Origin of the sequence: Hymenobacter sp. HDW8 (assembly GCF_011305775.1) — a bacterium.
Taxonomy (GTDB): domain Bacteria; phylum Bacteroidota; class Bacteroidia; order Cytophagales; family Hymenobacteraceae; genus Hymenobacter; species Hymenobacter radiodurans.
In genome coordinates this window covers 3,517,568-3,530,196 of sequence record NZ_CP049907.1, presented here as the reverse complement: position 1 = coordinate 3,530,196, position 12,629 = coordinate 3,517,568, and the positions used below count along the sequence as shown (strand labels likewise).

14 protein-coding genes are annotated in these 12,629 nt (G+C 49.9%); 10 read left to right on the top strand and 4 right to left on the bottom strand.

The window, feature by feature from the left end:
- Positions 1–20 precede the first annotated feature (20 nt).
- The 5 genes from G7064_RS15075 (at position 21) to G7064_RS15055 (ending at position 4,681) form a co-directional block, all read left to right on the top strand.
- Positions 21–791 carry a DUF3891 family protein gene (locus tag G7064_RS15075; protein WP_166074236.1) on the top strand — a complete coding sequence of 257 codons (771 nt, stop codon included), beginning with the start codon at positions 21–23 and terminating at the stop codon, positions 789–791.
- Between the two features lie 257 nt (positions 792–1,048).
- On the top strand, positions 1,049–1,840 hold the full coding sequence (locus G7064_RS15070) for an SDR family NAD(P)-dependent oxidoreductase (RefSeq protein ID WP_166074235.1): 792 nt from the start codon (positions 1,049–1,051) through the stop codon (positions 1,838–1,840).
- 118 nt (positions 1,841–1,958) lie between these two features.
- A complete protein-coding gene (locus G7064_RS15065) occupies positions 1,959–2,552 on the top strand; it encodes a hypothetical protein (protein WP_166074234.1) in 594 nt (197 codons plus the stop codon).
- Between the two features lie 161 nt (positions 2,553–2,713).
- Positions 2,714–3,769, top strand: a complete 1,056-nt coding sequence (locus G7064_RS15060) for a DUF2268 domain-containing putative Zn-dependent protease (RefSeq protein WP_166074233.1) — start codon at positions 2,714–2,716, stop codon at positions 3,767–3,769.
- Between the two features lie 393 nt (positions 3,770–4,162).
- Positions 4,163–4,681 (top strand): hypothetical protein, encoded by a 519-nt coding sequence (locus G7064_RS15055; protein WP_166074231.1) that lies wholly within the window; start codon positions 4,163–4,165, stop codon positions 4,679–4,681.
- Positions 4,682–4,714: 33 nt separating this feature from the next.
- Here G7064_RS15055 and G7064_RS15050 read toward each other — a convergent pair whose 3' ends face one another.
- The 4 genes from G7064_RS15050 to G7064_RS15040 form a co-directional block, all read right to left on the bottom strand.
- The gene (locus tag G7064_RS15050) at positions 4,715–5,464 is read right to left on the bottom strand and encodes a DUF72 domain-containing protein (RefSeq protein ID WP_166074230.1); all 750 of its coding nucleotides are present in this window, start codon (positions 5,462–5,464) and stop codon (positions 4,715–4,717) included.
- Between the two features lie 105 nt (positions 5,465–5,569).
- Positions 5,570–5,698 carry a hypothetical protein gene (locus tag G7064_RS22770; RefSeq protein WP_262712911.1) on the bottom strand — a complete coding sequence of 43 codons (129 nt, stop codon included), beginning with the start codon at positions 5,696–5,698 and terminating at the stop codon, positions 5,570–5,572.
- Between the two features lie 315 nt (positions 5,699–6,013).
- Positions 6,014–6,277, bottom strand: coding sequence for a hypothetical protein (locus G7064_RS15045; RefSeq protein ID WP_205711122.1), 264 nt, complete (start codon positions 6,275–6,277; stop codon positions 6,014–6,016).
- A gap of 208 nt (positions 6,278–6,485) precedes the next feature.
- Complete coding sequence (locus G7064_RS15040; protein ID WP_166074229.1) at positions 6,486–6,950, bottom strand: MaoC family dehydratase; 465 nt, start codon at positions 6,948–6,950, stop codon at positions 6,486–6,488.
- 404 nt (positions 6,951–7,354) lie between these two features.
- On the opposite strand from G7064_RS15040, the gene G7064_RS15035 reads away from it, so the two are divergent.
- The 5 genes from G7064_RS15035 to G7064_RS15015 all read left to right on the top strand — a co-directional run bounded on the left by G7064_RS15035 (position 7,355) and on the right by G7064_RS15015 (position 12,625).
- Entirely contained in the window at positions 7,355–7,930 is a 576-nt protein-coding gene (locus tag G7064_RS15035) for a hypothetical protein (RefSeq protein ID WP_166074228.1), read from the top strand.
- A gap of 345 nt (positions 7,931–8,275) precedes the next feature.
- Positions 8,276–9,211: a DUF808 domain-containing protein gene (locus G7064_RS15030; RefSeq protein ID WP_166074227.1), complete on the top strand. Its 936-nt coding sequence runs from the start codon at positions 8,276–8,278 to the stop codon at positions 9,209–9,211.
- Positions 9,212–9,387: 176 nt separating this feature from the next.
- A complete protein-coding gene (locus tag G7064_RS15025) occupies positions 9,388–10,110 on the top strand; it encodes an NADPH-dependent F420 reductase (RefSeq protein WP_166074226.1) in 723 nt (240 codons plus the stop codon).
- Positions 10,111–10,819: 709 nt separating this feature from the next.
- Positions 10,820–11,326, top strand: coding sequence for an AAA family ATPase (locus G7064_RS15020; protein WP_166074225.1), 507 nt, complete (start codon positions 10,820–10,822; stop codon positions 11,324–11,326).
- Between the two features lie 162 nt (positions 11,327–11,488).
- Complete coding sequence (locus G7064_RS15015) at positions 11,489–12,625, top strand: ATP-dependent nuclease (RefSeq protein WP_240935512.1); 1,137 nt, start codon at positions 11,489–11,491, stop codon at positions 12,623–12,625.
- The last annotated feature ends 4 nt before the right edge of the window (positions 12,626–12,629 follow it).

Genomic DNA, 12,629 nt, shown 5'->3' with positions numbered 1-12,629 from the left:
TTCCCGCTTTTCTCCTGACTATGATTGTTCGAGAAACGCCCCACAGCTTTACCTGCATTGCCCAGCACGACCACGCGCATGTTTCCGGGGTGATGGCCGATCATTGGCGGGATGTGTATTTTGGCGATGCGGCGCGGCGGGCTGATGTGGTACTGGCCGTGTATGAGCACGACCGAGGCTGGATTCCACTGGATGCCGAACCGCTTTGGAACGAGCAGACGCAGGCGCCCCACTCCTTCCTCGACTTCCCACCGGCGCCCCGCCTTCAGCACTACGAGCAGGGCATCACGGAGCTGGAAAATCGTGCGCCTTACGCAGGCCTGCTGTCCAGCCTGCATTACACTGGTTTTCCTGAAATGGCCAAACTAGCCGCGGGTCGGCAGTTTCTGCAACGAGAGGAAAGCCGCCAGCAACGGCTCAGGCAGCAGTTGGGTTTCACCGCATCAGCACAGCCCACCCTCGATTTTCATGTGCAGCTGCTTAAGTTTCTCGACCGCTTGTCGCTGTACCTATGCCTGAACGAGCCGGGTGCCACTAAAGAACAAGAACACCCGTGGTACCAAGCCGGCATCCCTTTCTCCGATTATTTCGACTTCACCGGCCACCAGCTTATCCAAACCAAATGGATTTCTAAAAATGAGGTGCAGGTCGTGCCGTTTCCCTTTGATGAAGCCTTCTGCGTGACGCTGCCTTACAAAGAGCTGCGCAAAACTGAGTTGGCGACCGATGGCTTACTGGCCTGTTATCAGCGTGCTTTGGTTCAAAAATTCCAGGTTTGGATCACTGAATAAATATCTCCCTGACGCAGCGCACTCGGGGGGCTTTTTTGCTATTACGGTTGCCGGAATAGGATGACGCTATTTGCGAAAAACACAATCCTCTGCCTACAATTCTACGCTGAGCTCAATTACCAGTAATAAGTAGCCTAAAGGCCAAAATTCTATTCTTAAACACGGGCACATTTACGCCTCAGTAAGCCACCTTTTACAAATTACTTTGTCTGTTTATCAGTAACTTAAGGCTAATTCATCACTAACCCCTTTCAATTATGAACGACCAAACCGCTTTAATTACCGGTGCCTCCAGCGGCATTGGTTTCGAGCTGGCCCGGTGCTTCGCGCGCGACGATTACCGCGTCGTGCTAGTTGCCCGCCACCTCGACGAGCTAAAGGAGGCGGCCCGCCTGCTTCATCAGGAATTTGGAGGTGTTGATATTGTGCTCCTGCCCTTCGACTTGAGCCGACCTGAAACACCTGAGCAGATTTATGAGGAAACGAACAAGCGTGGGCTGCAAATTGACGCCTTGGTGAACGATGCCGGCTTCGGCGAAACCGGCTACTTCACCGACACTGATATCGGCACTGAGCTGAACATGATTCAGGTAAACGCGGCCTCGCTCGTGCACCTGACCAAGCTCTATCTGCGTGATATGGTAGAGCGCAACTACGGCCGTATTTTGCAGTTGGGCTCTATTGCTTCATTCTCGCCCAGCCCCTGCCAAGCCGTGTACGCCGCCACCAAGGCCTTCGTGCTTAGCTTCACCGAGGCCATACAGCACGAGCTGAAGCAGCAGAAATCGGCCGTCACAATGACGATTCTGTGCCCACCGCCCACCGATACCAACTTCTTCCACGTGGCCCACGCCGAGCATACCCGCGCCGCCAGCCACGCTGTTTCGGCCCGCGAGGTGGCCGAGGGCGGCTACGACGACATGATGGAAGGCGAAGCTCGCTCGCTGCCCACTGTCAGCGCCAAATTCAACTTTTTCTCCAGCCTAGTTCTCCCCGACTCTATGCTGGCCACCCTGATGAACACGCAGTTACAAAGTGCCAGACGCTAATCCGACCCTCCGCTGAGAACGCCTCCCAACCAATTCGGCCGGGGGGCGTTTTTATTTATATTCAAGGCTCTTACGAGCCTACCACCTTATCACATCTATTAGCCACTATTTGAGAAGAATGGATACGGATACCCCACGCGTTTTTTCCGCCGATACTGAGGAGGCTTTATGGCAGCAGGTGACTGCCGATATGCAGCAACAAAACAATCTATTTGACTACGATGCTGAGCTGGTGCAGGCGGGCTACCACATGCGCATGGCCATCGAGATCGACTTGGGGGGCGGTTTTGAGGGCGGCTTCGAAACCACGGCTTTTACCGCTTTAGTCCCCAACCAAACACCCCTGCGCTTTTCTATGCACGAGCAGGACTGGGTGCACGAAATTGGCAAGCTGCTTGGCCTCACCGACATAGAGCTGGGCGACCCGGAACTAGACGCCACCTTTATCATCACCACCAACAGCGCCGAGATTCTCCGCGACCTGCTGCTTTCCGACCCTGAGCTGCGCCAAACACTGCTGCGCCACTCCACGGCGCGCCTGGCTCTGGCTCCAACCTCCGAAAGCCCCGCCGCCGAAGTCTATCTAATGTTCACTGAAGACGCCGGTATCATAGACCCGGCCGAGCTACGGGAAGTGTATCACCTCATGATCACGCTGTTGCAGAAAATCATGTCTTTGCCCATTCCCGCTCTCGACGCACCAGTTTCGTAAGCGCCGACTGTATTTCCAGCGGCTTGTTTCTTCCCTTCGTCAGGAAGCTGGCTGGCTATGCTCCATCCTTATTTACTGTGGAATGAGCAAGTGTATAAAGCACTCACATGTATTGGCAAAAGTGGGTTTAAAGGATAATTTAGCAGTATATCCTCTCCACTATGCTCTCTTTTCTTCCCACTTCTGTTGTTAACACCGTCGCTGCTGGTTTCAGCGTTTTGTTTGGGCTACATTCCTCAGTAGTCACACTGCCGCACGTTAGCCCCGGCGCTTCACTTAGCACATCTTCGCCCACAACTACTGCCCTGGCCACGCCGGCACCTGCGCCAACCTACACGGTCATTGACCTTATGCCGGACTTCTGGAAATTCTGGCAACAAGCCAAGGATAAAGACGAGCAAACGCAGGTGCAGCTATTCCGGCAGCTGGTCTCGAATCCTCATGCCGAGGTGTACAACAACAAGGTATTGGGCGGCAGCTCCGACAAAACGTTTGACGATGATTTGCCGCAGCGCTACCCGAAAATAATGGCCCTAGTGCAGCCCAAGATTGCCATCGTGGAGCGCCTATCGAAGCAAATCGGCAAAGACCTGCCGCGCTATGAGAGTCGCTTCCGCAAGACGTTTCCCGATCTAAACTATAGCGGCCGCATCTACTTCATGTTCTCGCTGGGGGCTTTTGATGGCGGCACGCGCACCATCGAAGGCAAGCAGGCGCTGTTATTTGGCCTCGATATGATGGCCTACGTGTACGGCGACGAAGCCGATCCGGAGCCCTTCTTTGACCACGAGCTATTCCACGTGTATCACTCGCAGTTTATGGAAGAAGATGATCAGCTCATCGCGGCTTTGTGGCGGGAGGGGTTGGCTACTTACGTGGCACATGCCCTAAACCCCAAGGCGGCGGGCGTCGGGTTGTTTGGACTACCGCGCAATACGCCCGAGCGCACCCAAGCTGATTTGCCCCGTTACGCCCGCGAATTGCACGCGGTTTTAAGCTCTACCTCCAGCGATGATTACGCCCGCTATTTTTTGGGTGGCCGCGACGAGCAAGCGCCTACTCCTGCTCGCTCCGGCTACTACATCGGTTACCTCGTAGCCGAAAAGCTGGCCAAGAAGCATTCCTTGCCGGAGTTGGCCCATGCTACCTTAAGCAAGCTCCGCCCCGAAATAGAGCAGGCTCTGACTGAATTGGAAGCCCAGCCAGTGGCCAAGTAACCCTTCTCTAGTTAGCTGAGGAGGACAGATGTTAGCTAATTCCAAGTAGTAGGTTTGTACTATGGCCATGTCTTGGTCAACGGCCATAATTGTTAACTACATGCACCCCGCATTGATTGAATAAGGTCAGTTTAACGCTGGGCTGTGAGGACATCTTTGCCTAAAATTCCATAAACTAATGACTCCATAGTTAATAGATCAATCGCACTATACTTCTTGCTTAATTTAATTAAATAATACTATTTACAGGGGGTATAGTTAGTTGTATTCAGCGAGCTATTATTTAACTTGTCTGCTCTTAATTAGCACCCTCATATTATTCTTAAGGTCACTATTTGTTCGAAAACGCTTTTCTTCTTTTTGATTTCTAAAAACCAACTTCTCCTATCCTCCGTGCAAAAACCATATAATATTCTCAGCCTATGCATTGTCTTATCTTTCGCGGCCTGTAGCAAAGACCATGATGACAACCCCGTACCTACCAAATCGGAGCCGAAGCCGGACTTTACAGTAGGGTATTATTTCACTAATCAGGGGGATGCTAAAGTTGAGACGGTATGGCTCCAGACGAAGACTTTTTATCCCGGCAAAAATGCCTCGGAGAGTAATCGCCTACAGTTTTACGATAACACCTATCCTAATATTACCCCAACTCAGCAGATTGCGCACGTTTTCACCGAGCCCCATATGGACAAGAAGCTCTATCCGGGCTGTACTACCTATATGAAGGTGGTTTTGCGCTTCCGCAACCGTGTGTATACTCCTTTCCCCGCCGCCGTTCCCGCCGACGGGCACCGCTTCCGCGTCTTCGAGTTGCCCGCTGACACCGTAACCGCGGCAGCCAACTGTACGCGCAGTTTCAACTGGCCCTCCGACACGCTAAAATACCCCGAAGTGCGCTTTTATAACTAGCACCAGCGCTTTTCATTCCCGGCTGTTAACGGATTATAAAATCTCCGCAGGCGCTGCATTCAGTAGCTTCTGTAGCTGTTGCGCGTTCAGCACTCCGGCTCCGCCGATGCCGTTGTTGAAATAGATATAAGCCTCGCGTACTGTAGGCTCAGCCTGAATTTCTTGGGCCACGCGCTGCAAAAACGCCTCGTCGTACGGCGATGTGTACAGCACGGGCACGCCGTGAAAGCGGTAGTACACCTGTGGCGTGTTCACGATTACTTCATCAGGCAGGGCTGCCGGGTAGCTTTGCCCCACGAACGTAATGTTGCGCCGGCTCAGCTCCCGCAGTATTTCACCATCCCACCAGCTTGGGTGCCGAAATTCCACCACGTTGTGAAAGTCAGGATCAAGCTGTTCCAGCATACGACCCAACAGTTCCTCTGTGTAGGCGGCTTTGGGGGGCAATTGGAATAGAATCGGGCCCAGCTTTTCGCCCAGTCCCTCGCGCACGGTGCCGTAGAAGTCGGCCAGCACGGGCGCGGCTTCCGCACTGAACTTCTTGTAATGGGTGACGATGCGGGGGGCTTTTACGGCAAACCGAAAATCGGCAGGACTTTGCGCAAACCAGGTTTCGAATACCTTCAGCTCTGGCATCCGGTAGAAGGTCACGTTTACTTCCAGCGTATTGAACTGGGTGCAGTAATACGCAAACCACTTGCGCGGCGGCAGGCCTTCGGGATATAGTACGCCTTTCCAGTCGCGGTAGGAAAAGCCAGAGCAGCCGATGTAGTATGCGGGCATCACGGTCGGAGTAGATAGCTTGGCTTCTACGCGACTTTTGCCTGCTGGTATCGTTATCGCCTGATTTGCGCCGTGCGGGGGGCTTTTTTTAGCGCCTGTGGCCCCCTAACGCCCCGCTATCACTATCAGCCAGTAGAGGAAATATACCAGCGGAATCATCATCATATACACCCACCAAGTTGGGTGCGTGAGCCGATATTTCCAGCTTTTGTGGTCTTGTTCGTGCGTATTCATGCTCGTAGCTACCGTTGGATACTGCTGTCCTGACGAAATATGGTGCCTGCTACGCACTGCCACCGCCGGCTCTATGCGTGCTCACAACAGCTCTTCATGGAGCAGAAGTAAACACGCAGTGTGTGCGCATCGCAAGCTTTTCAATTGCTGCACCCGCCGCGCTTCGGCCAGTGCCTTGCTACTCCCGAACCGGTGGCTTTTGTTAGCCCCGTTTCAGACCCATGCGCTCCACTGTTTCGCCCTCAAAATCGAACTGAATGAGTATCGCGGGCTCCTCGCCTACTACCCAGCCGTCGTGGCCCGGCGCAATGGCTACTACTTGGGGGCAACATATTCTTCCATCTCCCCATCCCGGTACTGAATAGCCAATCTCCCCGCCGCCAGGAAACCAACGTGCGCATGCTCACATAATTCCGTCCCAATCACGGGCTTCACATCCTTCGACCACCGAAAACCAACCGGGTACACTAGCCGCTTCACGCGGGAGTTGCCGGTACGTACTACATCAACTTGCACGCCGCCAATTTCGTGGCGCTCAGCATTTTTCAGGGGACCTAATAGTGTGTCAGTAGTCGTCATCGGTGCAGAGTGAAAACACGGGAGTTGAAACGCGAGAGCCTAGTTAAATATAGCAAATTCTCGGCATAGCCTGTTGCTAGCTGACTGTGTTGCGTCCACATATTTTCATGTTCTGGTCAGGCCTTGCGGTACTTGCTCCACAGCACGTATGTGGGGGGCTTTTTTACTCCCGATTATCACCTTATTCAGTAGCGGTTGAGGAATTGCTTTATTGCTCCTGAAAATGGTACAGAAAGGTAATTATGCCGGTGTAAGCAGGCTTTTTCGAGTCCATAATCTCCAGCGTTACTTGTAGGCGGGCTTTGGCAATACCGCGCAGGTTTGCTACCGAAAGCAGCGTAGCCCGCAAGCGCACCTGGCTGTTCACGGTCACAGCCTGGTTGAAGCGCAGCTGCTCAATTTCGTAGTTGACCTGCATTTTAAGGTTCTCGATATCCGCAATCTGCTGCCACAGATACGGTAGCAGCGCCACGGTGAGGTAGCCGTGCGCGATAGTGGCCTTAAACGGTGACTCTGCCAGCGCCCGCTCCGGGTCCACGTGAATCCACTGGTGATCGAGGGTAGCGGCGGCAAACTGGTTGATCTGCTCCTGGGTAACGGTATGGTAGGCCGACACGCCCATTTCCTGTCCTACGAGGCTTTCTAATTCGGCTAAGCTGGAAATCGTACGCATGATTATGGGCTAATTACGAGGAAGTAATAAAGCCCAAACATACATGTTGGCAGTTGGTATTCGCGGAAAATGAATGCACCTGTCGGCCTAATGATCAGCCTTCAGGGGCCGAACTCCCTCATTCTAAAAGAAACTTAACAACCTTGGATAGCTAGAATCCAGAACTTACAACGGTCGTCATTCACGGCAATCTTCTGCAATAACCCAACGAATACTCCTTAAAGTAGCTGCACCCGGAAGGGGATTTTGAGATGAGGCAGCACTAGATTACATCTTACGAATAGCTCATTTTAAGCGAGTTAGTCATGATTTAAACAAAAAACTATTCGTTTACTTTGAAATACAAAGTTCTTTTACATCCTTTGTCATGTCACTTATTCATATTACTCAAAAGCAGTACTGTCATGACACTTACCAAAAGCATTTCTCTCGTTGCGCTGGTTACCGGGCTCCTCTTGCTCATCCCCCTGACGGCTAAGCTAACAATGGCTAATATGCTCTGGACCGCGGAGGATTTTGTGGCCGCCGGCATCATGCTCTTCGGTGCGGGTCTCACGTTCGTCCTGATTGCGCGATTGGGGAACAATAACACCTACCGGTTGGCCGCCGCTGCCGCAGTAGGCGCCGGGCTTCTACTCGTGTGGGCCCAGCTGGCGGTAGGACTCGTGGGGAGCGAAGACAACCCCGTCAACCTGCTGTTTGGTGCGGTGCTGGCCGTCGCCTTCATCGGGTCTATAGCCGCGCGCTTCCAGCCACGCGGTATGGCCAACGCCATGTTCGCGGCCTCGCTGACCTATGTGGTGGTCACCCTGCTGGCACTGTTTGTATGGCCGCCCTCCCCTGACACCGCCGAGCCTCAGGTACGCCTAGCGAATGTGCTAGCCGCCAACGGAGTATTTGCCGCCATTTGGGCATTTTCGGGTTGGATGTTTCTCCGCGCCAGCGCCTCCAGCTCCAATCAAAACCGACAGTTGGCGTAGTCGTGTAAAATAGGAAGCTGCACCCAATAGTAGCTTGACGATGTAATGACTGAATATTTTATACACTATAGAATTACGTTCTTAGAATTGATAGACAAGTAATTATTAACAGCGCATAGCTACCTAGAAACAGCAACGCCCCGCAACCATACAGGTTGCGGGGCGTTGCTGTTTGCTACACAACTGGTAATGCGCTACACCCTCGCGTCAGTTGTAAGCACAGCTTTACCGTACTAAGGGTCAAGTATGCGGCGTTGGCGAAATCGCTATAACTTGCTGGCAAGCTGGAAAGCGCAACAACGCATCACATCCGAAAACGAAAATCAAGGAACGAACACATAGAATATGGCTTCAGGTTTTTTTGCGCTACTAGATGATATTTCCGCGTTGGTGAAGGTGAGCGCCGCTAGTTTAGATGACGTGCCTGCCCAGGTAGCCAAAACCACCGGCAAAGTCTCAGGCATTGTTATAGACGATACGGCAGTTACGCCTAAGTATGTCGTGGGCCTCGACCCATCCCGTGAGCTTTCTATTATCTACCGGATAGCGAAAAAGTCACTGATCAATAAGTTATTGATTCTAAGTCCGGCGGCCTTGCTGCTGGGGTATTTCGCGCCCTGGGCCATTACACCCATTTTAATGTTGGGGGGGGCTTATTTGTGCTTCGAAGGCTATGAAAAGGTGCACGCTATGTTTAGCAAGCACCCCGACGTGCCAGCCGACAGTGAGCAGCTAAAACAAATTACGCCGGAGGAGCTGGAACAGGAACGGGTGGCCGGGGCCGTGCGCACTGATATTATCCTGTCGGCCGAAATCATGGCTATTGCCTATAGCCAGGTAACCGACCAGCCGGTAGTAAATCAGATTGCCGTAATGGCGGCCGTAGCCGTTTTTATTACTATAGCGGTATATGGCTTTGTGGGCCTGATCGTGAAAGCCGACGATTTCGGGGTGCACCTGGCCCAGGACAAATTCCACCCTGCTACCCAGAAATTGGGGCGCGGCATCGTTAAATTTATGCCGCACTTCCTAAGTATCTTAAGCTACGTGGGCACTGCCGCCATGCTGTGGGTTGGGGCAGAAATCATCGCCCACGGCATTCCATTTACCGCTCATTTACTGCACGATCTGGAAGAGGCGTTAGCGCATATCCCGATTGTGGCTTGGCTTGCCAAAGCGCTATCCTGTGCTATTGGCGGGTTAATGATTGGTTTTGTGGTTGAGAAAATAGTGCATCTGGGTAAGAAGATATCCAGCAAGAAAAAGGAAGCCGTAGGATAACACTGGTTCGCACGAAAGCGGCTGAGCGAAACAGGATCTTCTCAGCTCCATTCGGAAAGCCATGCCCCACACAGCTAGCCCATGCCGGAAAGCCCCCAGCAAAACAATCCTGCTAGGCTGGTTGTCTTAAACTGCGTCGTTTTAATCAATAAGCGGCCCACGTACTAATTCTGCTTATGAACATTGGAATCATCGGCGCCGGCCACATCGGCAGCGCCTTGGCCGTACGGCTCACCAGCCTCGGCCACTCGGTCTATATTGCCAACTCCCGCGGCCCTGAAACGCTGACGGACTTATCTAAAAAAACGGGTGCTATCCCCGTCACGGCCCAAGAAGCGGCCCGCCACGGCGAAATCATTGTGGTAACTATCCCGCTGAAAAAAATCCCTGACCTACCCAAAGACCTGTTCGAGGGCGTGCCCGCCAGCGTGCCGGTAATTGACACCAGCAATTACTACCCTTTGCTGCGCGACGGTCAAATTCCGGAGTTGGAGAGCGGCGACCTGACCGAGAGCGAATGGGTGCAGCAGCACCTGGGCCGCCCGGTGCTAAAGGTGTTCAACAACATCTTCGCCGCAAACCTCGAAAACAACGGTCAGCCTGCTGGCACGCCCGGCCGCATCGCGCTAACGGTGGCCGGCGACGATACGGCCGCCAAGCAAAAGGCAATGGCCTTGGTCGAGGAATTGGGTTTCGACGCCGTGGACGGCGGCAGCCTGCACGAGTCGTGGCGGCAGCAGCCGGGCTCGCCGCTATACTGCACTGATTTGCCGGCTGCCGAAGTGCAGCAGCATTTAGCTAGCTTGGGCACCACGCGCACGGCCGAGCAGCACACCCAATTCGCGGCCAACCAAGCCGCGTCAGAGAAACAGTTGGAGGCGCAAGGCGTCCGGCTGTAAGAGCCGCCACCTAAATCCACTTTGGCCACCCAACCGCTAGCCGGTTGCCTCAAGCCCCACGGAACTAGTCCCGTGGGGCTTGTTCTGTAAAGGGGCGTTGCCAAGTGCCGTTTCGAGTGCTACGTAACCGGAGCCAGCGCTTTAGTCTAGCATCAGTACTATGGAAGATCCCTGGGGTATCTGGTGACAAAGCAACCTTCCCGTCCCCGTTTCGCCCACTACAGCAGCCTCCAAGAAACGCAGCACCTAACAGGCTCAACAGATGTTCTAGGCTCTCTGCCCTCATTTCTCAAACGCCCTCAACGACACGCTACGCCCCATAGTACAGCAAATTCGGATTGGGTAAGATTCCGACTATATGGCTATTCACGAGCTGCCAGTTCGAGCCAGTTTAGTGTTCACTACAAGCTAAAAAAGCCCCCCAGCACCCGCTACACCTGCGGCTGAAGATGTTTGGGGTTGTGCTGGCGCGAGTTTCGCGCAGCGTAACTCGTGACAGTCTTTGTCGGGAGGCTGCGCCTCCTACCGTTTGCGCCGCTTGCAGCCGGGCTTGTTCTTGCGTAGCTTGTCGCTGCGCGGCAGTTGAACGCAAATTTCACACTCAATTAGTTACCTAATTTAAGCACTTACTGACTAGGTAACAATCACAAATTACGTGTGAAAACAACCATATTCACCAAACAAAATAATTTTTAAGGCTCAAAGAATTATGAAACTAGTTTCATTTAGAATTAAAAATTTCAAGTCGATTATAGATTCTGGCTGGTGTAACCTATCAAAAGATAATATAACATGTCTCATTGGGCAAAACGAATCTGGCAAATCCTCTATTCTGGAAGCACTCAATTGTTTTTCGCTTGAGACAATGGATGAAGATTTTATCAGGAACGATATGAGTTTACCTATTATTTCATGCAAATTCGAAATAGGCAAAGACGAAGCTAATAAGATTTTTTCTACCTTTTCAAAATCAGATAATTATGATACTTTTATTTCAATACTAGATAAATTAAAATATACAATTGAGGTTATTAGGTTTGTTCATAAAGAAACAGAACTTAATAAATTATACACCAACTACGGTAAAGAGATTCAGAGCTTTTTGGTATCTCAACCCCAAATGCCAAAAGACATATTATCAGACACGACTTTAGATGATAAAACAAAAAACGATACAATTATTAAATATAAATTTAATTGGGCTAATTTTGTATAAACATGGGACAAGCATGAACCGTCTTTTATATTATTTAATGACGAGAACAGCTTACTACCAAATGAAATAACTATAGAAGAACTAGTAGAAGATGATGAAAATGCAATTGGCAAAGAAGCAGCTATAAATTTATTAGAAATTGCCAAAATTGATATAGAAAAATTGAAATCTTCCAATCCCAGATCCATAAAACAATATATGTCTACATCTAATAAAAATATAACAGCGAGATTTCAAGATTTTTGGACACAAAAGATTGGGAAAGAAAATAAAATAGAAGTAGAAATAGAATTAAAAAATCGTGAGGCTTCACATAAAATGGCAGGTGAGCCTTACCTACAGTTTTGGATAAAAGATAGCGAACACACATTACATCCGAAACAAAGAAGTAAAGGCGTCAGATGGTTTATATCCTTTTACCTCTCCTTGAAAGCAGATGCAATGGTTAATAAAGATTCAAAATCCATTTTCCTGATTGATGAACCAGGTGCTAGTCTTCATGCTAGAGCTCAGGAAGATGTATTAAAAGTTTTTGAGGATATTCAAACATCAAATCAAATTATATACACCACACATTCACAAAATTTAATTGAATTTAATAATATTCATAGGCTTTTGGCTGTACAAAGAAAAGATGAATCAGATGAAGAAAGTGACACAGTTGTAATTCCAGCATATCATTTAGGTTCAGCATCCACAAACACTCTCGCACCTATACTTGGCCATATGGGGATTGATTTTTCTGATCAAAATGTTATATCAAAAAGAAATAATATAATATTAGAAGAGATTAATGCTTATTATTATTTAATTGGATTTTCTAAACTGTTCAGTAAAAGTGATTATAATTACCTACCTGCTACGGGTGTATCAAATATCAAACAACTTGCACTTCTGTTTTTAGGCTGGGGCCTTAAATTTGGAATTGTTATGGATGACGATAGCGCTGGCAGAAATGCGTACAATGGAATTTTAAAAGATATTTTTCAGAACAATAATGAAGTCGCTATAAAGAATATGTACAAACTAAAGAAGTGTGATGGTATCGAAGACGTATTTTCTGAAGAAGATTTTCTTCAGAAAATATTAGGAATAGAAAAGCCTAACAACTTAAATTATAAAAACAATTCAGAACTTGCCAAATTGTTAAAGATATCCAAACCTATAACAGCATTAAATTTTTATATAGCTGTTCGTGACAATATCTTGAGCATTGACAGCTTTTCAGATAATTCAAAGAAGGGTATGAAAGAATTAATGGATAACATTGACATCTTAATTGCAAATCAGCAGGATTAGAAGA